The sequence below is a fragment of the Pseudomonas sp. Pseusp15 genome (genome assembly GCF_059492165.1).
The window spans coordinates 5342712-5368725 of the sequence record NZ_CP168523.1; the positions used below are offsets into that span (position 1 = coordinate 5342712).

The 26014-nt window shown below is 58.8% G+C and carries 23 protein-coding genes; all 23 read left to right on the forward strand.

The features are described 5' to 3' along the window. Positions 1-66 precede the first annotated feature (66 nt). The 23 genes from mnmE to ACEN8R_RS24190 all read left to right on the forward strand — a co-directional run bounded on the left by mnmE (position 67) and on the right by ACEN8R_RS24190 (position 26013). Positions 67-1437, forward strand: a complete 1371-nt coding sequence (gene mnmE / locus ACEN8R_RS24080) for a tRNA uridine-5-carboxymethylaminomethyl(34) synthesis GTPase MnmE (RefSeq protein ID WP_018927324.1) — start codon at positions 67-69, stop codon at positions 1435-1437. Positions 1438-1987: 550 nt separating this feature from the next. Continuing rightward, positions 1988-3886 carry a tRNA uridine-5-carboxymethylaminomethyl(34) synthesis enzyme MnmG gene (gene mnmG, locus ACEN8R_RS24085; protein WP_018927325.1) on the forward strand — a complete coding sequence of 633 codons (1899 nt, stop codon included), beginning with the start codon at positions 1988-1990 and terminating at the stop codon, positions 3884-3886. After that, positions 3883-4527: a 16S rRNA (guanine(527)-N(7))-methyltransferase RsmG gene (rsmG, locus tag ACEN8R_RS24090; RefSeq protein ID WP_007934329.1), complete on the forward strand. Its 645-nt coding sequence runs from the start codon at positions 3883-3885 to the stop codon at positions 4525-4527. The genes mnmG and rsmG overlap by 4 nt, the downstream gene beginning before the upstream one ends. 18 nt (positions 4528-4545) lie before the next feature. After that, positions 4546-5343 (forward strand): ParA family protein, encoded by a 798-nt coding sequence (locus tag ACEN8R_RS24095; protein WP_007934331.1) that lies wholly within the window; start codon positions 4546-4548, stop codon positions 5341-5343. A 9-nt stretch (positions 5344-5352) separates the two neighbouring features. Next, positions 5353-6225, forward strand: a complete 873-nt coding sequence (locus tag ACEN8R_RS24100; RefSeq protein ID WP_007934333.1) for a ParB/RepB/Spo0J family partition protein — start codon at positions 5353-5355, stop codon at positions 6223-6225. 148 nt (positions 6226-6373) lie between these two features. Continuing rightward, on the forward strand, positions 6374-6781 hold the full coding sequence (locus ACEN8R_RS24105) for a F0F1 ATP synthase subunit I (protein ID WP_018927326.1): 408 nt from the start codon (positions 6374-6376) through the stop codon (positions 6779-6781). A gap of 16 nt (positions 6782-6797) precedes the next feature. Then, entirely contained in the window at positions 6798-7667 is an 870-nt protein-coding gene (atpB, locus tag ACEN8R_RS24110; RefSeq protein WP_007934337.1) for a F0F1 ATP synthase subunit A, read from the forward strand. Between the two features lie 133 nt (positions 7668-7800). Further along, positions 7801-8058, forward strand: a complete 258-nt coding sequence (gene atpE / locus ACEN8R_RS24115; protein ID WP_003097235.1) for a F0F1 ATP synthase subunit C — start codon at positions 7801-7803, stop codon at positions 8056-8058. 58 nt (positions 8059-8116) lie between these two features. Beyond that, positions 8117-8587 (forward strand): F0F1 ATP synthase subunit B, encoded by a 471-nt coding sequence (locus ACEN8R_RS24120; protein ID WP_495624392.1) that lies wholly within the window; start codon positions 8117-8119, stop codon positions 8585-8587. A gap of 12 nt (positions 8588-8599) precedes the next feature. Then, entirely contained in the window at positions 8600-9136 is a 537-nt protein-coding gene (locus ACEN8R_RS24125; RefSeq protein WP_064621179.1) for a F0F1 ATP synthase subunit delta, read from the forward strand. A gap of 21 nt (positions 9137-9157) precedes the next feature. After that, positions 9158-10702 carry a F0F1 ATP synthase subunit alpha gene (gene atpA, locus ACEN8R_RS24130; protein WP_007969905.1) on the forward strand — a complete coding sequence of 515 codons (1545 nt, stop codon included), beginning with the start codon at positions 9158-9160 and terminating at the stop codon, positions 10700-10702. Between the two features lie 50 nt (positions 10703-10752). Then, complete coding sequence (atpG, locus tag ACEN8R_RS24135) at positions 10753-11613, forward strand: F0F1 ATP synthase subunit gamma (protein WP_007934344.1); 861 nt, start codon at positions 10753-10755, stop codon at positions 11611-11613. 27 nt (positions 11614-11640) lie between these two features. Further along, positions 11641-13017, forward strand: a complete 1377-nt coding sequence (atpD, locus tag ACEN8R_RS24140) for a F0F1 ATP synthase subunit beta (protein WP_007969907.1) — start codon at positions 11641-11643, stop codon at positions 13015-13017. Between the two features lie 45 nt (positions 13018-13062). Next, positions 13063-13488, forward strand: a complete 426-nt coding sequence (locus ACEN8R_RS24145; RefSeq protein WP_007934346.1) for a F0F1 ATP synthase subunit epsilon — start codon at positions 13063-13065, stop codon at positions 13486-13488. A 117-nt stretch (positions 13489-13605) separates the two neighbouring features. Next, entirely contained in the window at positions 13606-14973 is a 1368-nt protein-coding gene (gene glmU, locus ACEN8R_RS24150) for a bifunctional UDP-N-acetylglucosamine diphosphorylase/glucosamine-1-phosphate N-acetyltransferase GlmU (RefSeq protein ID WP_495624393.1), read from the forward strand. A 195-nt stretch (positions 14974-15168) separates the two neighbouring features. Then, positions 15169-15945 (forward strand): DeoR/GlpR family DNA-binding transcription regulator, encoded by a 777-nt coding sequence (locus tag ACEN8R_RS24155; RefSeq protein WP_495624394.1) that lies wholly within the window; start codon positions 15169-15171, stop codon positions 15943-15945. 1 nt (position 15946) lies between these two features. After that, positions 15947-17779 (forward strand): glutamine--fructose-6-phosphate transaminase (isomerizing), encoded by a 1833-nt coding sequence (gene glmS / locus ACEN8R_RS24160; RefSeq protein WP_495624395.1) that lies wholly within the window; start codon positions 15947-15949, stop codon positions 17777-17779. Positions 17780-17858: 79 nt separating this feature from the next. Further along, positions 17859-18761 (forward strand): LysR family transcriptional regulator, encoded by a 903-nt coding sequence (locus tag ACEN8R_RS24165; RefSeq protein WP_495624396.1) that lies wholly within the window; start codon positions 17859-17861, stop codon positions 18759-18761. A gap of 131 nt (positions 18762-18892) precedes the next feature. Beyond that, on the forward strand, positions 18893-19519 hold the full coding sequence (locus tag ACEN8R_RS24170; protein WP_018927332.1) for a glutathione S-transferase family protein: 627 nt from the start codon (positions 18893-18895) through the stop codon (positions 19517-19519). 63 nt (positions 19520-19582) lie between these two features. Next, on the forward strand, positions 19583-21613 hold the full coding sequence (locus tag ACEN8R_RS24175) for a 2Fe-2S iron-sulfur cluster-binding protein (protein ID WP_018927333.1): 2031 nt from the start codon (positions 19583-19585) through the stop codon (positions 21611-21613). Between the two features lie 431 nt (positions 21614-22044). Beyond that, entirely contained in the window at positions 22045-22422 is a 378-nt protein-coding gene (locus ACEN8R_RS24180; RefSeq protein WP_018927334.1) for a DUF6124 family protein, read from the forward strand. Positions 22423-22697: 275 nt separating this feature from the next. Continuing rightward, the gene (locus ACEN8R_RS24185; protein WP_026286514.1) at positions 22698-23894 is read left to right on the forward strand and encodes a DUF3142 domain-containing protein; all 1197 of its coding nucleotides are present in this window, start codon (positions 22698-22700) and stop codon (positions 23892-23894) included. Beyond that, entirely contained in the window at positions 23881-26013 is a 2133-nt protein-coding gene (locus tag ACEN8R_RS24190; RefSeq protein ID WP_018927336.1) for a hypothetical protein, read from the forward strand. Before ACEN8R_RS24185 ends, ACEN8R_RS24190 begins: the two co-directional genes overlap by 14 nt. Position 26014 lies beyond the last annotated feature (1 nt).

Below are 26014 nucleotides of genomic sequence, written 5' to 3' on the forward strand. Positions count from 1 at the left end.
TAACCACTCAAAACGCCCCCTAGTGGGGCGTTTTGCTATCTGTCACTTTTGTCTGGATACCGGTTTATGAGCGTTCCTCGTGAAACCATCGCTGCCGTTGCCACCGCTCAAGGTCGCGGCGGTGTGGGCATCGTCCGTATTTCCGGGCCGCTGGCGAGTGTGGCGGCCAAAGCCATCAGCGGCCGCGAGCTGAAACCGCGGTTCGCCCATTACGGCCCGTTCCTCAGTGAAAACGAAGAGGTGCTGGACGAAGGCATCGCACTGTATTTCCCGGGACCGAATTCGTTCACCGGCGAAGATGTGCTGGAGCTGCAGGGCCACGGCGGACCAATCGTCCTGGATATGTTGCTCAAACGCTGCCTTGAACTGGGCTGCCGTTTGGCCCGACCGGGTGAATTCAGCGAGCGCGCCTTCCTCAATGACAAGCTTGATCTGGCTCAGGCCGAAGCCATTGCCGACCTGATCGAGGCGAGTTCTGCACAGGCAGCACGAAATGCCCTGCGTTCGTTGCAAGGGGCGTTTTCCCAACGTGTGCATAACCTTACCGAGCAATTAATAGGCCTGCGCATTTACGTCGAAGCGGCTATCGACTTCCCTGAAGAAGAAATCGACTTCCTCGCCGATGGCCACGTGCTGAGCATGCTGGACAAAGTACGCGACGAATTATCCACAGTGCTTCGGGAAGCCGGGCAGGGGGCCTTGCTGCGTGACGGCATGACGGTAGTCATTGCCGGCCGGCCGAATGCCGGCAAGTCCAGCCTTCTGAATGCCCTGGCCGGACGTGAAGCCGCGATCGTGACCGAGATTGCTGGCACGACCCGGGACATTCTTCGCGAACATATCCACATCGATGGCATGCCGTTGCATGTGGTCGACACTGCCGGGCTGCGGGATACCGACGATCAGGTCGAGAAAATCGGCGTCGAACGAGCATTGAAAGCCATCGGCGAGGCGGATCGGGTATTGCTGGTGGTCGATGCCACGGCTCCCGAGGCCCTTGATCCATTTGCCTTGTGGCCTGAATTCCTCGAAACCCGCCCGGATCCGGCAAAAGTGACGCTGATTCGTAACAAGGCAGACCTGACGGGCGAAGCAATTGCCCTGGAAGTCAGTAACGATGGCCACGTCACGATCAGCCTCAGTGCCAGGTCCGCCGGCGAAGGCCTGGAGTTGTTGCGCGAGCATCTCAAGGCCTGCATGGGTTACGAGCAGACCTCTGAAAGCAGCTTCAGTGCTCGCAGGCGTCACCTGGAGGCACTGCGTCACGCGAGTGCGTCCCTCGAACACGGCCGCGCACAGCTGACGTTAGCGGGTGCCGGTGAACTGCTGGCCGAAGATTTGCGGCAAGCCCAGCAGTCTTTGGGCGAGATCACCGGGGCATTCAGCTCCGATGATCTGCTGGGCAGGATCTTCTCCAGCTTCTGCATCGGTAAATAGTCCTTCTGCGTTACCCACAGACAGGCCGTTCTGGCCTGTCTGCCCCTCTTCTTCTGAAATAGCCCTCCGCTCCCGAGCAGATTTTTCTGTTCGGGCAGATTTTCCGTGCCCGGGATTTGCTCGGTCAGCCCTTTTCTGTGGATTAAGCCCTGTGAATAACTGCCGCTAAGGGCAGTTGATAACAAGGCCTCAAAACTGAAGATAACCGCCTCTGTGGATAACAGCCCCTTTCATCCACAGGCTTACACCGGTTATCCAAGGGCCTCCTCGGCACATGACCACAGGGTTTTGAATCTCTGTACACATTGAAAATAAAGGCCTGTATGAATCTATCCACAGAAAGGTGGGTCAGTAGAAATAAACATAAAAACAAAGATTTAATAAATTTCTCTCTTTTTAATTTCTATAACCCCGACTTCTCCACAGCTGGTTAAATTTTGTGCAAAGGGTTCTTTAGGAAGGGCGAAGTCCCTATACTTGCCGACCAGGTCCAAGAACCTGAGCTCAAACTATTCCGGATTACCTGACTAAAGCAGGCACGAGGTGCGTGGTGGATTTCCCTTCCCGTTTTGAAGTGATCGTCATCGGCGGCGGTCATGCCGGTACCGAGGCAGCACTTGCATCAGCACGTATGGGGGCAAAAACCCTGTTGCTGACGCATAACGTGGAAACCCTCGGTGCCATGAGCTGCAATCCCGCCATTGGTGGGATCGGTAAAAGCCATCTGGTCAAGGAAATCGATGCCCTGGGCGGCGCGATGGCCATGGCTACCGATAAAGGTGGTATTCAATTTCGCGTATTGAACAGCCGCAAAGGCCCGGCCGTGCGTGCAACTCGCGCCCAGGCAGATCGGGTTCTGTACAAGGCCGCTGTCCGCGAAGCTTTGGAAAACCAGCCGAACCTGTGGATATTTCAACAGGCCGCGGACGACCTGATCGTCGAACAGGAACAAGTGCGCGGCGTTGTCACGCAAATGGGCCTGCGTTTCTTCGCCGACTCCGTGGTGCTGACGACGGGCACCTTCCTCGGTGGACTTATCCACATCGGGATGCAGAATTATTCCGGCGGTCGCGCCGGTGATCCGCCTTCGATTGCTTTGGCACGTCGTCTGCGTGAACTGCCATTGCGTGTCGGTCGCCTGAAAACCGGTACTCCGCCGCGTATCGACGGTCGGTCTGTGGATTTCTCGGTCATGACCGAGCAAGCCGGTGATACGCCGATCCCGGTCATGTCGTTCATGGGCTCCAAAGAACAGCACCCGAAACAGGTCAGTTGCTGGATCACCCACACCAACGCCCGGACCCACGAAATCATTGCCGCCAACCTCGACCGTTCGCCGATGTATTCCGATGCCGGGTTGATCGAAGGCATCGGCCCACGTTATTGCCCATCGATCGAAGACAAGATCCACCGCTTTGCCGACAAGGAAAGCCACCAGGTCTTCATCGAACCGGAAGGGTTGACCACTCACGAGCTGTACCCGAACGGGATATCCACATCCTTGCCGTTCGACGTGCAATTGCAGATCGTGCAATCGATCCGCGGCATGGAAAACGCGCACATCGTGCGTCCGGGCTACGCCATCGAGTACGACTATTTCGACCCGCGTGACCTGAAGTACAGCCTGGAAACCAAAGTCATCGCCGGTCTGTTCTTCGCCGGGCAAATCAACGGCACCACCGGTTACGAAGAAGCCGGCGCCCAGGGTTTGCTGGCTGGAGCCAACGCCGCACTGCGAGCCCAGGGCAAAGATGCCTGGTGCCCGCGTCGTGATGAAGCGTACATCGGCGTTTTGGTTGACGACCTGATTACCCTCGGTACCCAGGAACCGTATCGGATGTTCACATCCCGCGCCGAATACCGCTTGATTCTGCGCGAAGACAACGCCGACCTGCGCCTGACCGAAAAAGGTCGCGAACTGGGTCTGGTGGATGACGCGCGTTGGGCGGCTTTCTGCAAAAAACGCGAAAGCATCGATCTGGAAGAACAACGCCTGAAAAGTACCTGGGTTCGCCCGGGCACCGAGCAGGGCGATGCGATTGCCGAGAAGTTCGGCACGCCGCTGACCCACGAATACAATTTGCTCAACCTGCTGAGCCGTCCGGAAATCGACTACGCTGGTCTGATCGCCGTGACTGGCGGGGGCGCAGAAGATCCACAGGTCGCCGAACAGGTCGAAATCAAGACCAAATACGCCGGTTACATCGACCGTCAACAGGATGAAATCGCACGCCTGCGGGCCAGCGAAGACACCAAACTGCCTGTGGATATCGATTACACGAACATCTCCGGTCTCTCCAAGGAGATCCAGAGCAAGCTCGGTGCGACCCGTCCAGAGACTTTGGGCCAGGCGTCGCGTATTCCGGGCGTGACCCCAGCGGCGATTTCGCTGTTGATGATTCATTTGAAAAAACGCGGCGCGGGCCGTCAGTTGGAGCAAAGCGCTTGAGTTCGTTGGTTACCTCGCAACATGCAGAAGAGTTATCCACAGGTGCTCGCCAGCTCGGTGTCACACTGACGGAAGCCCAGCACGCTCAGCTGCTGGGTTATCTGGCCTTGTTGATCAAATGGAACAAGGCTTACAACCTGACCGCCGTGCGTGATCCGGACGAAATGGTCTCCCGTCACCTGCTCGATAGCTTGAGCGTGATGTCGTTCGTCGAAAATGGTCGCTGGCTGGACGTTGGCAGCGGCGGAGGCATGCCGGGTATTCCGTTGGCGATCCTGTTTCCTGAGTCCCAGGTGACCTGTCTGGACAGCAACGGCAAGAAAACCCGCTTCCTGACCCAGGTCAAACTCGAACTCAAACTGGATAACCTGCAAGTTATCCACAGTCGCGTCGAAGCCTTCCAGCCTGAACTGCCATTCAACGGGATCATTTCCCGGGCGTTCAGCAGCATGGAGAACTTCAGCAACTGGACTCGCCATTTGGGCGACGCCGATACACGCTGGCTGGCAATGAAGGGCGTTCATCCCGCCGATGAGCTGGTAGCATTGCCGGCAGACTTCCACCTCGATAGCGAACACGCCCTGGCCGTACCCGGTTGCCAAGGCCAACGCCATCTGCTGATACTGCGCCGCACGGCATGATTGGGAACACAAGCAAGAATGGCTAAGGTATTCGCGATAGCGAACCAAAAGGGTGGTGTGGGCAAGACCACCACCTGCATCAACCTCGCAGCTTCCCTGGTCGCTACCAAGCGTCGGGTGCTGTTGATCGATCTTGATCCACAGGGCAACGCCACCATGGGTAGCGGTGTGGATAAACACGGTCTGGAAAACTCGGTCTACGATCTGTTGATCGGTGAATGTGATCTGGCCCAGGCCATGCACTATTCCGAACACGGTGGTTACCAGTTGTTGCCGGCAAACCGCGATCTGACCGCGGCCGAAGTCGTTCTGCTGGAAATGCAGATGAAGGAAAGCCGCCTGCGCAGCGCGTTGGCGCCGATCCGTGAAAACTACGATTACATTTTGATCGACTGCCCGCCATCGCTGTCGATGCTCACGCTCAATGCGCTGGTTGCCGCCGACGGGGTCATTATCCCCATGCAGTGTGAGTACTTCGCGCTCGAAGGGTTGAGCGACCTTGTGGATAACATCAAGCGCATTGCCGAACTGCTGAACCCGAACCTGAAAGTCGAAGGCCTGTTGCGGACCATGTATGACCCGCGCCTGAGCCTGATGAACGACGTCTCGGCGCAGCTCAAGGAACACTTTGGCGATCAGCTCTACGACACCGTGATTCCGCGCAACATCCGTCTGGCCGAAGCGCCAAGCTATGGCATGCCGGCGCTGGCGTACGATAAATCATCGCGCGGCGCGATTGCCTACCTGGCATTGGCCGGCGAGATGGTTCGCCGTCAACGCAAAAATTCACGCACCGCCGCTGCCCAGGCAACTTAAGGAATCCCCATGGCCGTCAAGAAACGAGGTCTCGGACGTGGACTGGATGCACTGCTGAGTGGTCCGACTGTCAGCTCGCTGGAAGAACAAGCGGTGCAAGCCGACCAGCGTGAGCTGCAGCACCTGCCCCTGGACCTGATCCAGCGTGGCAAGTACCAGCCACGTCGGGACATGGATCCTCAGGCGCTGGAAGAGCTGGCGCAGTCGATCAAGGCTCAGGGCGTGATGCAGCCGATCGTGGTTCGCCCGATTGGCAGCGGTCGCTTCGAAATCATCGCCGGCGAACGCCGCTGGCGCGCCAGCCAGCAGGCTGGCCAGGAAACCATCCCGGCGATGGTCCGCGATGTGCCGGATGAAACCGCCATCGCCATGGCGTTGATCGAGAATATCCAGCGCGAAGACCTCAATCCGATCGAAGAAGCGGTGGCCTTGCAGCGTTTGCAGCAGGAATTCCAGCTGACTCAGCAACAAGTGGCCGAGGCTGTGGGTAAGTCCCGCGTTACCGTGGCCAACCTATTGCGCCTGATTTCGTTGCCGGAAGTCATCAAGACCATGCTGTCTCACGGCGACCTGGAAATGGGTCATGCCCGTGCCTTGCTGGGTTTACCGGAAAACCAACAGGTTGAAGGGGCGCGACATGTTGTCGCACGGGGGCTGACTGTGCGCCAGACTGAAGCACTGGTTCGCCAGTGGTTGAGTGGCAAACCGGAGCCTGTGGAACCGGCAAAACCGGACCCGGATATCGCTCGGCTCGAGCAGCGCCTGGCCGAGCGCCTAGGCTCTGCGGTGCAGATCCGCCACGGAAAGAAGGGTAAGGGGCAGTTGGTGATCGGCTACAACTCTCTTGATGAACTTCAAGGTGTGCTCGCACACATCCGCTGAAACAATTCCTCTTGTAGCGTGAAGTCGGAAATCACTACCTGACAGTTGAATAGGGGCAGAACCGCCCCTATACTCTGCGCGCATTTTGTCGGCACAAATTATGCCAAGTTATTGAATTTCGGCAGCCGACCATTGGGGAGCAAAAGTGATGGAAAACCGCACGCCAGACCGCTTGCCTTTCCATCGATTGGCTGTTTTTCCGGTGTTAATGGCTCAATTCGTCGTTTTGCTGATTGCCGCTTTGGCGCTCTGGCGATGGTATGGAGTCGTTGCCGGGTACTCAGGACTTTGCGGAGGCCTGATAGCCTTGCTTCCCAATATTTATTTCGCTCACAGGGCATTTCGGTTTTCCGGCGCCCGAGCAGCTCAAGCTATCGTCCGGTCTTTTTATGCCGGCGAGGCGGGCAAACTGATTTTGACGGCAGGGCTGTTTGCACTGACGTTTGCAGGTGTGAAGCCATTGGCGCCGCTAGCAGTATTCGGCGTCTTCGTGCTGACCCAACTGGTCAGCTGGTTCGCTCCCCTGCTTATGAGAACAAGACTTTCGAGACCTTAGGGCGTTTGAGGCAACCATGGCAGAAACAACCGCTTCGGGCTATATCCAGCACCACTTGCAGAACCTGACCTTCGGTCAGCTACCCAACGGCGGCTGGGGCTTTGCCCACTCCGCAGCAGAAGCCAAGGAAATGGGCTTCTGGGCTTTCCACGTCGATACCCTCGGCTGGTCGGTCGCGTTGGGTCTGATCTTCGTTCTTCTTTTCCGCATGGCGGCAAAGAAGGCGACTACAGGTGTACCTGGTGCTTTGCAGAACTTCGTTGAAGTATTGGTCGAATTCGTCGATGGCAGCGTGAAAGACAGCTTCCATGGCCGTAGTCCAGTGGTTGCACCGCTGGCACTGACCATCTTCGTCTGGGTCTTCCTGATGAACGCCATCGACCTGGTACCGGTTGACTGGATTCCTCAGCTGGCCATCCTGATCTCCGGCGACCACCACATCCCGTTCCGCGCCGTGTCGACCACCGACCCGAACGCTACCTTGGCCATGGCCTTCACGGTGTTTGCGCTGATCATTTTCTACAGCATCAAGATCAAGGGCCTCGGCGGCTTCATCGGCGAGCTGACCCTGCACCCGTTCGGTAGCAAGAACATCTTTGTTCAGGCGCTGCTGATTCCGGTGAACTTCCTGCTGGAATTCGTGACCCTGATCGCCAAGCCGATCTCCCTGGCTCTGCGTCTGTTCGGCAACATGTATGCCGGTGAGCTGGTGTTCATTCTGATCGCTGTGATGTTCGGCAGCGGTCTGCTCTGGCTGAGCGGCCTGGGCGTAGTTCTGCAGTGGGCGTGGGCTGTGTTCCACATCCTGATCATCACCCTGCAGGCATTTATCTTCATGATGCTGACCATCGTCTACCTGTCGATGGCGCACGAAGAAAACCATTAAGACCAGTCTCGACTGGTCTGATGTCCCACCCGGTCAAACGGGTGGGTGCCCTAAACGGGCTATGAAACGATTTGTTTTACCGCTTTAAAATCTAAAAAACCTAAACCATACGACGTAAAAGTCGGGAGGAAAGATGGAAACTGTAGTTGGTCTAACCGCTATCGCTGTTGCACTGTTGATCGGCCTGGGCGCACTGGGTACCGCAATTGGTTTCGGCCTGCTGGGCGGCAAGTTCCTGGAAGGCGCAGCGCGTCAGCCAGAAATGGTTCCAATGCTGCAAGTTAAAATGTTCATCGTTGCCGGTCTGCTCGACGCCGTAACCATGATCGGTGTTGGTATCGCTCTGTTCTTCACCTTTGCGAACCCGTTCGTTGGTCAAATCGCTGGCTAATTACTCGGATCTTCCGGGTAATTTGGTGTGATGGACAACGTAACTGCGAGGTGTTGGCGTGAACATTAATGCGACCCTGATTGGCCAGTCCGTTGCGTTCCTGATTTTTGTACTGTTCTGCATGAAGTTCGTATGGCCTCCGGTCATCACGGCTCTGCACGAACGTCAAAAGAAGATCGCTGATGGTCTGGACGCTGCCAGCCGAGCAGCTCGCGACCTGGAGTTGGCCCAAGAGAAAGCGGGTCAGCAACTGCGCGAAGCGAAAGCTCAGGCAGCTGAAATCATCGAGCAAGCCAAGAAACGCGGTACCCAGATTGTCGACGAAGCCCGTGAACAGGCTCGCGTCGAAGCTGACCGTGTGAAGGCTCAGGCTCAGGCCGAGATCGAACAGGAACTGAACAGCGTCAAAGACGCGCTGCGCGCCCGAGTGGGTAGCCTGGCCGTTGGCGGTGCTGCGAAGATCCTGGGTGCCACAATCGATCAAAACGCGCACGCAGAGCTGGTTAACCAACTGGCTGCTGAAATCTAAGCGAGGGCGATCATGGCAGAACTGACCACGTTGGCCCGACCTTACGCTAAGGCGGCCTTCGAGCACGCTCAGGCCCACCAGCAACTGGCCAATTGGTCAGCCATGCTCGGCCTGGCAGCAGCGGTGTCGCAAGACGACACCATGCAGCGCGTGCTCAAGGCCCCGCGACTGACGAGCGCAGAAAAGGCCGCCACGTTCATTGACGTGTGCGGCGACAAGTTTGATGCCAAGGCACAGAACTTCATTCACGTCGTTGCCGAAAACGACCGTCTCCCGCTTCTGCCGGAGATCGCCGCTCTGTTTGACCTGTACAAGGCCGAACAAGAGAAATCGGTAGACGTTGAAGTGACCAGTGCTTTTGCATTGAACCAAGAACAGCAAGACAAACTCGCCAAGGTTCTCAGTGCACGACTCAACCGGGAAGTGCGCCTGCAAGTCGAGGAAGACTCATCCCTTATTGGTGGTGTTGTCATCCGCGCCGGCGACCTGGTTATCGATGGCTCGATTCGCGGCAAAATCGCGAAACTTGCCGAAGCATTGAAATCTTGAGTTTGAAGGGGCAGCAGAGCAATGCAGCAACTCAATCCTTCCGAAATAAGTGAAATTATCAAGGGCCGCATCGACAAGCTCGATGTGACCTCCCAAGCCCGTAACGAAGGCACTGTCGTCAGCGTATCTGACGGTATCGTGCGGATTCACGGTCTGGCCGACGTTATGTACGGCGAGATGATCGAGTTTCCGGGCGGCGTCTTCGGTATGGCTCTCAACCTGGAGCAAGACTCTGTAGGTGCCGTTGTATTGGGCGCATACCAGACTCTGGCTGAAGGCATGAGCGCCAAGTGCACCGGCCGCATCCTCGAAGTTCCGGTTGGTAAGGAACTGCTGGGTCGCGTAGTCGACGCACTGGGTAACCCAGTTGACGGCAAAGGTCCGCTGAACAACACCGAGACCGACGCGGTCGAGAAAGTTGCTCCAGGCGTGATCTGGCGTAAGTCGGTAGACCAGCCTGTACAGACTGGCTACAAGGCTGTCGATGCGATGATCCCTGTCGGCCGTGGCCAGCGTGAGCTGATCATCGGTGACCGTCAGATCGGTAAAACCGCTCTGGCGATCGACGCGATCATCAACCAGAAAGACAGCGGCATTTTCTGCGTCTACGTAGCTATCGGTCAGAAGCAATCGACCATCGCCAACGTAGTTCGCAAGCTGGAAGAAAACGGTGCACTGGCTAACACCATCATCGTTGCAGCGAGCGCTTCGGAATCTGCAGCACTGCAATTCCTGGCACCGTACTCCGGTTGCACCATGGGCGAATACTTCCGCGATCGCGGTGAAGACGCGCTGATCGTTTATGACGATCTGTCCAAGCAAGCAGTGGCTTACCGCCAGATTTCCCTGCTGCTGCGCCGTCCACCAGGCCGTGAAGCTTACCCAGGCGACGTGTTCTATCTCCACTCCCGTCTGCTGGAGCGCGCATCCCGCGTTTCGGAAGAATACGTAGAGAAGTTCACCAACGGCGCAGTGACCGGCAAAACCGGTTCCCTGACCGCACTGCCGATCATCGAAACCCAGGCTGGCGACGTTTCTGCGTTCGTTCCGACCAACGTGATTTCCATCACCGACGGTCAGATCTTCCTGGAATCGGCCATGTTCAACTCGGGCATCCGTCCTGCAGTGAACGCCGGTGTTTCGGTATCCCGTGTGGGTGGTGCCGCTCAGACCAAGATCATCAAGAAGCTGTCCGGTGGTATCCGTACCGCTCTGGCTCAGTACCGTGAACTGGCGGCATTCGCCCAGTTCGCTTCTGACCTGGACGAAGCGACCCGTAAGCAACTTGAGCATGGTCAGCGCGTTACCGAGCTGATGAAGCAGAAGCAATACGCGCCAATGTCGATCGCCGACATGTCGCTGTCGCTGTATGCCGCTGAGCGTGGGTTCCTGACCGACGTTGAAATCGCCAAGATCGGCAGCTTCGAGCAAGCGCTGATTGCTTACTTCAACCGCGATCACGCCGACTTGATGGCGAAGATCAACGTGAAGGGTGACTTCAATGACGAAATCGATGGCGGCCTGAAAGCCGGTATCGAGAAGTTCAAGGCCACCCAAACCTGGTAAGCCGCAGCGGGAGCCTAGCGGCTCCCGCTTGCTAACCTGATAGGTGTTACATGGCAGGCGCAAAAGAGATTCGCAGTAAGATTGCGAGCATCAAAAGCACGCAAAAGATTACCAGCGCCATGGAAAAAGTGGCGGTCAGCAAAATGCGCAAGGCACAAATGCGCATGGCTGCTAGCCGTCCTTATGCGGAGCGCATCCGCCAGGTTATTGGCCATCTGGCCAACGCTAACCCGGAATATCGCCACCCGTTCATGATCGACCGTGAAGTAAAGCGCGTTGGTTATGTCGTAGTGAGCAGTGACCGTGGTCTGTGTGGTGGCTTGAACACCAACCTGTTCAAGGCTTTGGTCAAGGACATGGCGGTAAACCGCGAAAACGGCGTCGAGATCGATCTGTGTGTCGTTGGTAGCAAGGGTGCGGCTTTCTTCCGCAACTTCGGCGGTAACGTCGTTGCAGCTATCAGCCACTTGGGTGAAGAGCCGTCGATCAATGATCTGATCGGCAGCGTCAAGGTGATGCTGGATGCCTACCTGGATGGCCGTATTGACCGCCTGTCCGTGGTGTCCAACAAGTTCATCAACACCATGACACAACAGCCTACCGTGGAGCAGTTGATTCCACTGGTGGCAACCCCGGATCAAGAACTCAAGCACCACTGGGATTATCTGTACGAACCGGACGCCAAAGAGCTGCTTGACGGCTTGATGGTCCGTTACGTGGAGTCGCAGGTCTACCAGGCGGTGGTCGAGAACAACGCGGCTGAACAAGCTGCGCGGATGATCGCGATGAAGAACGCTACCGACAACGCCGGTGATTTGATCAGCGATTTGCAGCTGGTCTACAACAAGGCGCGTCAGGCTGCGATCACCCAAGAGATCTCGGAAATCGTCGGCGGCGCTGCCGCGGTTTAACGGTTCAAATATTCAGAGGATCCAGCTATGAGTAGCGGACGTATCGTTCAAATCATCGGCGCCGTTATCGACGTGGAATTCCCACGCGACAGCGTACCGAGCATCTACGACGCCTTGAAAGTTCAAGGCGCCGAAACCACTCTGGAAGTTCAGCAGCAGCTGGGCGACGGCGTGGTTCGTACCATTGCGATGGGCTCCACCGAAGGCTTGAAGCGCGGTCTGGACGTCAACAACACTGGCGCAGCCATCTCCGTACCGGTCGGTAAAGCGACCCTGGGCCGGATCATGGACGTACTGGGCAACCCGATCGACGAAGCTGGTCCGATCGGCGAAGAAGAGCGTTGGGGCATTCACCGTCCTGCGCCAACCTTCGCTGAACAAGCGGGCGGCAACGAGCTGCTGGAAACAGGCATCAAGGTTATCGACCTGGTTTGCCCGTTCGCCAAGGGCGGTAAAGTCGGTCTGTTCGGTGGTGCCGGTGTAGGCAAGACCGTAAACATGATGGAACTGATCCGTAACATCGCCATCGAGCACAGCGGTTATTCCGTGTTCGCCGGTGTGGGTGAGCGTACTCGTGAGGGTAACGACTTCTACCACGAGATGAAGGACTCCAACGTTCTGGACAAAGTGGCACTGGTTTACGGTCAGATGAACGAGCCGCCGGGAAACCGTCTGCGCGTAGCACTGACTGGCCTGACCATGGCCGAGAAGTTCCGTGACGAAGGTAACGACGTTCTGCTGTTCGTCGACAACATCTATCGTTACACCCTGGCCGGTACTGAAGTATCCGCACTGCTGGGCCGTATGCCTTCGGCAGTAGGTTACCAGCCGACCCTGGCTGAAGAGATGGGCGTGCTGCAAGAGCGCATCACTTCGACCAAGCAAGGTTCGATTACTTCGATCCAGGCGGTATACGTACCAGCGGACGACTTGACCGACCCGTCGCCAGCGACCACCTTCGCCCACTTGGACGCCACTGTCGTACTGTCCCGTGACATCGCTTCCCTGGGTATCTACCCTGCGGTAGACCCACTGGACTCGACTTCGCGTCAGCTGGACCCGAACGTGATCGGCAACGACCACTACGAAACCGCTCGCGGTGTTCAGTACGTGCTGCAGCGTTACAAAGAACTGAAGGACATCATTGCGATCCTGGGTATGGACGAGCTGTCGGAAGCCGACAAGCAGTTGGTAAACCGTGCTCGTAAGATCCAGCGTTTCTTGTCGCAGCCGTTCTTCGTGGCTGAAGTCTTCACCGGTGCTTCGGGTAAATACGTTTCCCTGAAAGACACCATTGCTGGCTTCAAAGGCATCCTCAACGGTGACTACGACCACCTGCCAGAACAAGCGTTCTACATGGTCGGCGGCATCGAAGAAGCGATCGAGAAAGCCAAGAAACTGTAATCCCGGCGCCCGGCAACGGGCGCTAATTTAGGTTGAGGCAATCAGATGGCTATGACAGTCCATTGCGATATCGTCAGCGCGGAAGGGGAAATCTTTTCCGGCCTGGTCGAGATGGTGGTTGCGCACGGTGCACTGGGTGATCTTGGTATCGCCCTGGGTCACGCGCCGCTGATCACCAATCTCAAGCCGGGCCCGATCCGCCTGATCAAGCAGGGCGGGGAAGAGGAGGTGTATTACATCTCCGGTGGTTTCCTCGAGGTTCAGCCGAACATGGTCAAGGTTCTCGCCGACACCGTGCAACGCGCTGCCGACCTGGACGAAGCCGCAGCTTTGGAAGCCGTTAAGGCTGCCGAGAAAGCCTTGCATGAGCGAGGCGCGGAATTCGATTACGGTTCTGCTGCCGCACGTCTGGCCGAGGCTGCAGCTCAGCTGCGCACCGTCCAGCAGATCCGCAAGAAGTTCGGCCACTAATCGGCCATCGACTTGTTGCGCGATTGATTAAAAAGGGTAGCCTCGGCTACCCTTTTTTCTTTTTCGATATTCATCACCTGGTCGCAGTTGCTGACCACCCAGGATTGGTAGCCAGTCATGTCCCTTGAAATCGTTATCCTCGCTGCCGGCCAAGGCACTCGCATGCGTTCGGCCTTGCCGAAAGTCCTGCATCCGATTGCCGGTAATTCAATGCTCGGCCATGTTATCCACAGCGCCCGGCAACTTGATCCACAGCGCATCCACGTGGTGATCGGCCATGGTGCCGAAGCGGTGCGCGAGCGTCTGGCCGCCGATGACCTGAATTTCGTCCTGCAGGACCAACAGCTGGGTACCGGTCATGCGGTGGCCCAGGCTGTGCCGTCCATCGAGTCCGATACCGTGCTGATTCTCTACGGTGACGTGCCGTTGATCGAAGTCGAAACCCTGCAACGTCTGCTCAAGCAGGCTGCACCGCAGCAATTGGGTCTGCTGACTGTCGAGTTGGATGACCCGACTGGCTACGGCCGTATTGTCCGTGATGCCGCCGGCAAAGTGACTGCCATCGTCGAGCAGAAAGATGCCAACGCGGTTGAGCGTGCGATCACCGAAGGCAATACCGGCATTTTGGCGGTGCCTTCCCAGCGTTTGGGCGATTGGCTGGGCCGCCTCTCCAACAACAATGCCCAGGGCGAGTACTACCTGACCGACGTGATTGCCATGGCGGTCAGTGATGGTCTGGTGGTGGCCACCGAACAACCCCATGACGCCATGGAAGTGCAGGGCGCCAACGATCGCAAACAACTGGCCGAACTGGAGCGTCATTATCAGCTGCGCGCCGCTCGTCGCTTGATGGCTCAAGGCGTAACCCTGCGCGACCCGACACGTTTCGATGTGCGCGGTGAGGTTACCGTTGGTCGCGATATCCTGATCGACATCAACGTGATTCTCGAGGGCAAAGTGGTCATCGAGGACGACGTGGTGATCGGCCCGAACTGCGTGATCAAGGACAGCACCCTGCGCAAAGGCGTGGTGATCAAGGCCAACAGTCATATCGAAGGCGCGATTCTCGGCGAAGGCAGCGATGCCGGCCCGTTCGCTCGTTTGCGTCCCGGCACAGTGCTGGAAGCCCGCGCACATGTGGGTAACTTTGTTGAACTGAAGAACGCTCACATGGGCGAAGGTGCCAAGGCCGGTCACTTGACGTATCTGGGCGATGCCGAGATCGGTGCGCGCACCAACATTGGCGCCGGCACCATCACCTGCAACTACGACGGTGCCAACAAGTGGAAAACCGTGCTGGGTGAAGATGTGTTCATCGGCTCCAACAACTCGTTGGTGGCGCCTGTGGATATCTCCTCCGGTGCGACCACGGCGGCCGGTTCGACCATTACCCAGAATGTGGATAACGCTCAATTGGCCGTTGGCCGGGCTCGACAGAAGAACATCGACGGCTGGAAGCGGCCTGAGAAGATCAAGAAGAGTTAAGTTATCCACAGATCAAAAGATCGCAGCCTTCGGCAGCTCCTACAGGGAATTCGTGTTCACTCTGTAGGAGCTGCCGGAGGCTGCGATCTTTTTTTGAGTTATCCACACATCTTTTTTTCTGACGTTGGCTTGACGAAGTTTCGCTGATAGGTTTTGATTGCTTACGTTATCTTTCGAATCGAAACTTACCAAGTCATGTCAAAGCGCAACACGCCCCAACGCCGCCACAATATCCTCGCCATGCTCAATGAGCAGGGTGAAGTCAGTGTGGACGAGCTGGCCAAACGCTTCGAAACCTCGGAAGTTACGATTCGCAAGGATCTGGCCGCGCTTGAAAGCAACGGTCTGTTGCTGCGTCGTTATGGCGGCGCGGTCACCATGCCGCAGGAGCTGGTCGCCGACATCGGCCAACCGATTTCGAAATACAAGCAGGCCATTGCCCGCGCCGCCGTCACGCGGATTCGCGAGCATGCGCGCATCATCATCGACAGCGGCAGTACCACCGCCGCGATGATCCCGGAACTCGGCCAGCAACCGGGCCTGGTGGTGATGACCAACTCCCTGCATGTCGCCAACGCGTTGACTGAACTCGAGCACGAACCGGTGCTGTTGATGACCGGTGGTACCTGGGATCCGCATTCCGAATCCTTCCAGGGGCAGGTGGCAGAGCAGGTACTACGCTCATATGACTTCGATCAGTTATTTATTGGCGCCGATGGCATCGATCTGGTACGCGGGACCACCACCTTCAATGAATTGCTGGGACTGAGCCGTGTCATGGCCGAGGTCGCCCGCGAAGTGATCGTGATGGTCGAAGCCGACAAGATCGGCCGCAAGATTCCCAATCTGGAGCTGCCTTGGAGCAGTGTCCATACCCTTATTACCGATGATCGCCTGCCGCTTGAGGCCCGCGATCAGATTCAGGCCCGCGGCATCAATGTGATTTGCGCCGCTGTCAGTCAGGAGAAATAGCATGTGTGGAATTGTCGGTGCAGTCGCAGAACGGAACATTACCGCCATCCTGCTCGAAGGCCTCAAGCGTCTGGAATACCGTGGTTATGACAGCGCCGGCGTGGCGGTGTACACCAACGATGAAAAACTCTTGCGCCTGCGTCGGCCGGGCAAGGTCAGCGAACTGGAACAGGCGCTGATCGAAGAGCCTCTGGTCGGTCGTCTGGGCATTGCCCACACCCGCTGGGCGACTCACGGTGCGCCGTGCGAACGCAACGCTCACCCGCATTTTTCGGGCGATCTTGCGGTGGTGCATAACGGCATCATCGAGAACCACGAAGCCCTGCGCGAGCAACTCAAGGCCCTGGGCCACGTGTTCACCTCGGACACGGACACTGAAGTCATCGCCCATCTGCTCAACGAAAAACTCAAAGAGCAGCCTGACCTGACCGCGGCCCTGAAAGCGACCGTCAAAGAACTGCACGGCGCATACGGTCTGGCAGTGATCAGCGCTCGGCAACCGGATCGCTTGGTAGCAGCCCGCAGCGGCAGCCCATTGGTAATCGGTCTGGGCCTGGGTGAAAACTTTCTCGCCTCCGACCAATTGGCCCTGCGCCAGGTCACTGACCGTTTCATGTACCTGGAAGAAGGCGATATCGCCGAAATTCGCCGCGACAGCGTGCAGATCTGGGACATCAACGGTGTGCTCGTCGAGCGTGAAAGCATTCAGTACCGTGACGGTGCCGAAGCCGCTGACAAAGGCGAGTTCCGGCATTACATGCTCAAGGAAATTCACGAGCAACCAGCCGTGGTGCAACGCACGCTTGAAGGTCGCCTGAGTCAGAATCAGGTGCTGGTCCAGGCGTTTGGTCCACAAGCGGCCGAGCTGTTTGCCAAGGTGCGTAATGTACAGATCGTTGCCTGCGGCACCAGTTATCACGCCGGTATGGTTGCCCGTTACTGGCTCGAAGAACTGGCCGGCATTCCGTGCCAGGTCGAAGTCGCCAGCGAATTCCGCTACCGCAAAGTAGTGGTGCAGCCCGATACCCTGTTCGTGAGCATCTCCCAGTCAGGCGAAACCGCCGACACCTTGGCCGCGCTGCGCAACGCCAAGGAACTGGGTTTCCTTTCCAGCCTGGCAATCTGCAACGTCGGCATCAGCTCCCTGGTGCGTGAATCGGACCTGACGCTGCTGACCCAGGCCGGTCGCGAAATCGGCGTGGCCTCGACCAAAGCCTTCACCACTCAATTGGTGGGTCTGCTGTTGCTGACCCTGGCCCTGGGTCAGGTTCGCGGCACGTTGGCCGCAGGCGTCGAAGCCACTCTGGTGGAAGAACTCCGTCGCCTGCCGACCCGTCTGGGCGAAGCCCTGGCCATGGACAGCACTGTCGAAAAAATCGCCGAGCTGTTCGCCGAGAAGAACCACACCCTGTTCCTCGGTCGCGGTGCGCAATTCCCGGTGGCGATGGAAGGGGCGCTCAAGCTCAAGGAAATCTCCTACATCCACGCCGAAGCCTACCCGGCGGGCGAGCTGAAACATGGCCCGCTGGCGCTTGTGGATAACGACATGCCAGTGGTCACCGTGGCGCCGAACAACGAGTTGCTGGAGAAGTTGAAGTCCAACCTCCAGGAAGTCCGCGCCCGCGGCGGTGAACTGATCGTCTTCGCCGACGAGCAGGCCGGCATGACCAACGGTGAAGGCACTCATGTTGTGCACATGCCGCACATCCACGACATCCTGTCGCCGATCCTCTACACGATTCCGTTGCAGCTTCTTTCGTACTACGTGGCGGTGTTGAAAGGTACTGACGTTGACCAGCCACGAAATCTGGCGAAGTCGGTGACGGTGGAATAAGTTATCCACAGGTGATCGAACCAATAAAAATCGCAGCCTACGGTTGCGATTTTTTTTACCTGAACGAAGGACATACCCGATGGACCGATTCCAGGAAATGCAGGTCTTCGCCGCTGTCGCCCAGGACCAGGGTTTCTCGGCGGCGGCGCGGCGCTTGGGGATGTCAGCAGCCAGCGTCACCCGGGCAGTGGCGGCGCTTGAGCAGCGCATTGGCACTCAGTTGCTGACGCGCACCACCCGTAGCGTGCATTTGAGCGAGGTGGGCCAGCGTTATCTGGAGGACTGTCGGAGAATTCTCGCCGAGGTGCAGGAAGCCGAGGATTCGGCCGCCGGGAGCCATGCCCAGCCCCGTGGGCAACTGACGATCACCGCGCCGGTATTGTTCGGCGATTTGTTCGTCACGCCGCTCATGGTCGGTTACCTGACTCAATTTCCTGAAGTCAGCATCAACGCTGTATTGGTCGACCGGGTGGTGAGCATGGTCGAGGAGGGCATCGATGTGGCCGTGCGTATCGGTGAATTGCCTGACAGCAATCAGCACGCAATTCGAGTGGGCGAAGTGCGGCGAGTGATCTGCGCTTCCCCTGGATTCCTGACTGACCATGGTCGGCCTCGGCATCCGGCAGACTTGAGCCGCGCCCCGATCATCGCCACCTCGTCCATCGGGCAGCCCAGAAGCTGGCCGTTCCTTGAGGCGGGAGAGCCGATCAGTGTTCGTCCGGAGCCACGTCTTGTGGTCTCTGCCAATCAAGCGGCGATCACTGCCGCCGCCATGGGCCTGGGATTGACCCGAGTCCTGTCGTATCAAGTGGCGAGCAAGATCGCCACCGGTGAGCTGGAAATCGTCCTGGCTGACTTCGAACTGCCGCCATTGCCCATTCATGTGGTCTACCAGGGTGGGCGCAAGGCCCCGACGCGGGTTCGAAGTTTTGTGGACTTTGCGGTGAAGGTGCTGCGCGAACATCCTGCGCTGCACGGCTGAAGGGTTATTGCACTGGCTGAAATAATGGATTGCGTTTGCTGGTTATTCTGTTGCTTTGGTTGTGGATGGAAGATAGCGCTCCATCGGCGCTGATCTTTCCTGAGCGGCGCCACCACCCAGCGGAGTCGACCATGCAAGCCATCAAACTCTACAACTTCCCCCGTTCCGGCCATGCTCACCGTGTAGAGCTGATGCTGTCGTTGTTGCAACTGCCGACCGAGCTGATCTTCGTCGATCTGGCCAAGGGCGCACACAAACAAGCGGATTTTCTTGCGCTCAACCCGTTTGGTCAGGTTCCGGTGATTGAGGATCAAGGCATGGTGCTGGCCGATTCCAACGCGATCCTGGTCTACCTTGCGCAGAAATACGGCAACGGTCGCTGGCTGCCAACCGATCCGGTCGGTGCCGCCAAGGTTCAGCGCTGGTTGTCGGTCGCCGCCGGGCCGATTGCCTTTGGCCCCGGCAGGGCAAGGCTGATCACTGTATTCGGTGCGCCTTACAACGCTGAAGAGGTGATCGCCTATTCTCACACCTGGCTCAAAGTGATCGATCAGGAACTGGGCGCAACGGCCTATCTGGCCGGTAGCGAGCCGACCATCGCCGACATCGCCGCCTACAGCTACATCGCCCATGCTCCGGAAGGCAATGTGTCGCTGGACGACTACGCCAACATCCGGGCCTGGCTGGCGCGCGTTGAAGCCTTGCCAGGGTTTGTCGGCATGCCGCGCACCATCGCCGGTTTGCAAAAAACTGCCTGATGTTCACGGCCCTATTCAGTCGGGCCGTTCTTATTGCGCAATGAGCGCAGGGGAGAAGCCGTTATGGAACGTTCACCTTGGCACGCAGGCGAGAAAAAATTGCAGGCCCATGTGGGTGTCGCGGAGCGAATGGACGCATTGGGTCGTAGGGTGATTCGCGGCGAAATGCCGGACCAGCACCGCACGTTCTATCAGCAACTGCCGTTCATGCTGTACGGCGCGGTGGATGCCGACGGCAACCCTTGGGCCAGTATTCTTGAAGGGGCGCCGGGCTTTGCGCAGTCTCCCGAGCCTGGGCTGCTGCGGTTCGGCAGCGTGCCTGGCGGCGACGACCCTGCGCAACTGCAAGACGGGGCGGCGATAGGCCTGCTCGGTATCGAGCTGCACACCCGGCGTCGCAATCGTCTCAATGGTCGAGTCGGCGCTGTAACGGCGAGCGGCTTCGAGGTGACGGTGGAGCAATCCTTCGGCAATTGCCCGCAATACATTCAATTGCGCCAGTTTCGCTCGGTGCCATTGGCGGATCCGGCGACCCGTGTTGCGCAGCATCTCAATGAGCTGGATGACGCGGCCAAAGCCATGATTGCCAGCGCCGATACCTTCTTTGTCGCCAGCTATGTGGACGTCGATGGCCAACGCTCGGTGGACGTTTCTCATCGGGGCGGTCAGGCCGGTTTCGTCCAGATAGAAGGCAATCGCCTGACCATCCCGGACTTCGCCGGCAACCTGTTCTTCAATACCTTGGGCAACCTGCTGATCAACCCTCGGGCCGGTTTGTTGTTCATCGATTTCGAGTCGGGGGACCTCCTGCACCTCAGCGGTCGCACGCAAGTCATCCTCGAAGGCCCGCAGATCGAAGCCTTTCAAGGCGCCGAGCGGCTGTGGACATTCGAGGTGGAGCACGCGGTGCGTCGGCCCGCGGCACTGGCCTTGCGCTGGCGCTTTGACGGCGTGTCGCCCACCAGTCTGCTGACCGGCACCTGGACGCAGGCGAATGCACGCCTGCAAGCCCAGGCGCTGGGGAATCGCTGGCGGCCGCTGCGAGTGACGCGCATCGAGCGGGAGAGCCACAACATCCGTTCAATCTATCTGGAGCCTGCCGATGGCGCCGGGTTGCCGGTGTTTCAAGCCGGGCAACATTTGCCCTTGCGGTTCAACATCGCAGGCGATGTGCACATCCGCACGTACAGCTTGTCGAGCGCGCCATCCGATGACTTTTTCCGCATCAGCGTGAAGCGTGAAGGCCTGGTGTCCTCGCACCTGCATGAGCAGATTCGTGTCGGCGATGTGCTTGAAGCCCGCTCGCCTCAAGGGCATTTCACCGTGGCACCGAATGAGCGTCGGCCGCTGGTGCTATTGGCTGCCGGCGTGGGGATCACGCCGCTGCTGTCGATGCTGCGGGAGGTGGTTTATCAAGGCCTGCGCACGCGGCGCATCCGTCCTGTGTGGTTCTTCCAGAGCTCGCGGACCTTGGCCGATCAACCGTTTCGCCCTGAGCTGGATCGCCTGCTCGACGGCCTCGGTGATGAGGTGCGGGTGCTGCGTTTGCTCAGTCAGCCGGAGGCCGATGCCCGTGAGGGTGAAGATTACGACCTGACAGGGCGCATCGACGCCGACTTGCTCAAGACCACTCTTGAGGTGGAGGACTACGACCAAGTGGATTTTGTCCTGTGCGGTCCGGGAAGTTTTACCCAGGGGCTGTACGACAGCCTGCGGGATCTGGATGTCCCTGATTCAAGGATTCATGCCGAAACCTTTGGCCCGTCGACGCTGCGTCGCAAGCCGGACCCGGACGCGGTGGTCATCGAGCAATTGCCGGCCGCTACCGTTTCGGTGCCCGTCGTGTTCCAGCGCTCTGCCAAAGAAGCGCGTTGGCAGCCGGACGGCGGCAGTTTGCTGGAGTTGGCGGAGAGCCGTGGCTTGCGCCCGGAATTCAGTTGCCGCGGCGGCTCCTGCGGGACCTGCAAAACCCGGTTGATCAGCGGAGAGGTGAATTATCCACAGCCTCCGGCGGAGGCTCCCGATGCGGGTGAGGTGCTGATTTGTTGTGCGGTGCCGGCGCAGGGTTCGCAGCCGTTGGTGTTGGATCTGTAACTGAACCAGACAACACAGAAAATCCCCTGTGGCTTACTCGCGAAAGCGGTGTCTCAGACAACTTCCACGTTGAATGTTAAACAGCCTTCGCGAGCAAGCCCGCTCCCACATTCGATCTCGGCTGGCCTGAAAATATTTGCGAACATCCTACAAATTTGGCTGTTCTGAAGGACAAATCCGACAAGTTCTAGCGGTTGTCGTATCAGAAGTCCGAGGGATAGGCTTTGGGAGTCACTGCAAATTCAGTGATCGGGTTTGGTCGCTCAGGTTTAGAATGGCGCACTTTTGTGCTTGCTTCATGGCGAGCTGTGCGCGGGAGGGCTTAGGCCCTGCCGGGTTCCATTCCCTGGTCGACCAACCCGCGTACGGTTCGCCACCCTTCTGCTTGGTCGCAGTGTTGGCGAACTCCAGTTCTCGAATGGAGTTTCACCATGTTCAAAGCCACACCGAATCCCCCGGAAACCGACGACGTTTCCCCCTACGAATCCCTCGATTCAAAAAAGCTCAACGAAGCCGCCGAGCGCGCGCTCGATCACTACCTCAACCCCTCCGCCCTCAAATCCCCCGCGGCCCGCAAGCCGAGCACGATGTTTATGGTTGCGCCGGATATCAAAGACGAAGACCTGTTGGCCCACACCTGTGAATCGTTGGCCCAGGCCAGTGTGATGGCGAGTGATTTTGCGGGGTATCTGCAAGGGCCGCACCGGCATACGGCGATGGCGATTCAACAGATCGTCATGCTGGCGGAACTGGCGGTGAACCGGATGCTGGATAACCTTGCCATCCCGAAACCTGCGCCACACAGCTGAACAATGTGGGAGCGAGCAAGCCCGCTCGCTCCCACAAAAGCATTCAGGCGCTGGACGCAGTGGTGGCGAAGAATCAGGTGATCATTGCCTGCAAGCCGATAGCTGAGTAGGCTGCCGGGAATTCGTAACCGATCAATTGTGGCGAGGGAGCTTGCTCCCGCTGGGCTGCGAAGCAGCCCCTTCATATCATCAGACACACCACATGGGCTGCATTTTGCGACTGCTGCGCAGTCGAGCGGGAGCAAGCTCCCTCGCCACAGAGGATGAGGGTGGGCATTGTGTTTTTCATTCGCTTGTCGGCCTTGCTTGGCGCATTGATGTTGCTCAACGGTTGCAAGCAATCGGACGCGCCGCCGCTCGATCAGCAACTCTATGTCTGGCAACGGCAATGGACGCCAGCCCATGACGCCGCGCTGCGCGACAGCCACACCGATTTCTCGACCTTGCGCGTGCTGGCCTTGCAGGCATTTCCACAGTCTGGCTGGAGCCGGGCGCGGATCGATCCGGCGCTGCTCAAGCGTGATGGCCGACCGCTGATTGCGGTGGTTCGTCTGGATGGCCAGCTCAACGGGCTGGACCGGGACGAGGTCACGGCGCAGATCCAGCAGGTGCTCAGCGATTGGCAAGGGCAGGGGCTGACCCTGTCCGGCGTGGAAATCGACCACGATGCGGGCAACGCCCGGCTACCGGCCTACCGCGAATTCCTCACCCATCTGCGTGGCGTTCTGCCGGCGTCCTTGCCACTGAGCATCACCGCGTTGCCGGCCTGGCTCGACAGTTCTGAATTGCCGGCGTTGCTGGCAACGGTCGACAGCAGCGTGTTGCAGGTGCACGCGGTGAGCGATCCACGGCGTGGGCTGTTCGACCCGGATCAGACACGGCAGTGGGCCAGGGCCTGGAGTCGCAACACATCGAAACCGTTTTATCTGGCGCTGCCGGCTTATGGCGTGGCGCTGTTGCCAGGAGCCGGTGGCGCGCCGGTCGTGGAAAGCGAAGTGCCCATCGAGCAAGGCGGCGAACGTCGGGAGTTGCTGGCAGACCCGCAGCAACTGAGCAAGCTCGGCGCCGAGTTGCGCGCCGATCCACCGGCCCATCTGGCCGGGCTGATCTGGTTTCGCCTGCCCCTGGCCAATGATCGCAGGGCCTGGAGCCTGACGACGCTGGGCGCTGTGGCGCGCGGCGATACGCTCGACAGTCATGTGGGGCTGAAACTCTCGGCGCAGGACGGCCTCTACGACATCAGCCTCAGCAACCAAGGCAACCTCGACAGTGCCTGGCCCGAACGTCTGACGCTGGCGGTGCAGGGCTGCGAGGGCGCCGATGCGCTGGCCGGTTATGCGTTGCAACAGCGCCCGGATCTGCTTACCTTCATCCGCCTGCGTGACGGTCGAATCCCGGCCGGCGGGCAGCGCGCTATCGGTTGGGCTCGCTGCGCACACATTGATCAAGGAGGTTCGAATGTTTACCCGTAACTGGCCCCGCCATGTGCTTTGCCTGAGCCTCAGCCTGCCATTGGGTTCGGCGCTGGCCTGCGGGCCGGACTTCCCCATGCGCCTGCTCGACAACCGTGGCCAGTCGCTGGCGGAACTGCCGGAAGGCAACTTCAACCTTGAGATCAGCCGCCTCGGGCATGCCATCGCGGGACTGAAAAATGTCACCGCCGCCACCAACATTCCGGGGGACGGTTACGGCGATGCGCCTGATTACACCCATCAGCGCGATACCGCTGAACAGGCCGGTCTGACGCCTGAGCAGCAAGCGCTGGTGAAACAACTGCGCAACCTGACCGATGCCCGTCAGGTTGAAGAGCAAGGCGCGAATCTGCCGCCCGAGCACAGACTCTATCTGGCTGGCGCCGTGGCGTTCAACGCCGGTGACCATGGCCTGGCCGCCGACTACTTCCAGAAAGTGCTGGCGCTGCCGGAGGAACAACGCCCGTTGCGTAGCACCTGGGCGGCGTACTCGTTGGGCCGGGCGCTGTTTGCCATGAGTTCAGAAGCAGGCGCGACCCCTGACCTGTTGGCTCAGTCCCGCAAGGCCTTCGAGCAGACCCGTCAACTGAGCATCGACGGCTTCAGCGACCCATTGGAACTGGGTGTCGCCAGCCTCGGTGAAGAGGCGCGAGTGGCCCGCACCGCGGGTGATTGGGACAACGCCATCCAACTCTACGCCACGCAGAACCTTCACGGCTCGGCGGTGGGCTACACCTCGCTGAAGCTGTTGATGGCCGATCTGGCCGCAATGCCCGACGAGCAACTGGCTGGGTTGCTCAAGGGCAAAGCGGTGCAGCAACTGGTGACGGCGTCGTTGATCAGTCGGCTGGGCTGGTCATTCGGTGATCAACCGCCGAACGAACAGAAACTGATCAAACTGCTGCAAAGCAGCACCCGTGGCAGTCTGGATAATGCCGATCGCCTGGCGGCGATGAATTATCAACAGGGCGATTACGCCAGCGCCAAAGCCTTCCTCGAACAGGCTGGTGACGGTGGCCTTGCGTGGTGGTTGCGGGCGAAGCTGGCGGTGCGTGATGGCGACAAAAACGCCGCCGCAGCGGCCTATGCCAAAGCCGCCCAGGCCTTCCCGCAGAACGAATCCTGGGGCGAGCGGCGGACGCCCGACTGGGATTACGAAACGCTCCAGCCCAAGTGCCGGGTAGAGGGTGAAAGCGCGATCCTGGCCCTGCAACGCGGGGATTACCTGCAGGCCTTCGATCAGCTCTATCGCAGCCAGGGCATCTACTGGTTCGACGCGGCCACCGTGGCTGAGCGGGTGCTGACCCTCGATGAACTCAAGCAGTACGTCGACACCCAGGTGCCGGCACCGCCACCGCTCAGCCAGCAGGATCGCGACAATTATGTGCCGTTGCCGGTGGCTGCGAGCCTGCGCAATCTGCTCGGGCGGCGTTTATTGCGTGAAGAGCGTTACGATGAGGCTCCGGCTTACTTCGACAACCCGGATTTGCAGGCCAAGGCCAAATGGTATGGGCAATTGCGCAAGGAGGCCGAATCCAAATGGTGGCCGACCTCCAAGGCATTCGCTTATTACTACGCCGCGACGCTGGCTCGCTACGATGGGATGGAGCTGTTGGGCTACGAGATGTCCCCGGATTACGTGACCTTCGGTGGCAATTACAGCCTGGAAGCTCCGGAGCTCAAGGTCGGACCGCTGATGAGCGAGGGCGAAGTGCAGCGTCAGCAAGCTACGGTGGCGCAACCTGATGAGCGTTTCCATTACCGTTATGTCGCCACGGCTCTGGCGAGTAAGGCCGCCGATCATCTGCCCCACAGCAGTCAGGCGTTTGCTTCGGTGCTATGCAAGGCCTCAGGGTGGGGCACCAACCTGCAAGAGCAAAGCGCGTTCTATCGTCGTTATGTAGAGGAGGGGCCCTATGTGGTCTGGGCCGGTGATTTCGGTCATCAATGCCAGGAGCCGGACTTCCAGAATGCCGACAAGCGCTACGTGACCCAGGTCACCGACGCTATGCGGTCCACGCTGCGACCCTACAAAAAACCATTGCAGATCGGCGCCGTGTTGGCCGTTACGGCAGCGGCGCTGTTGTTGATCAGTCGCCGCCGTCGGAAAGCGCGATAAC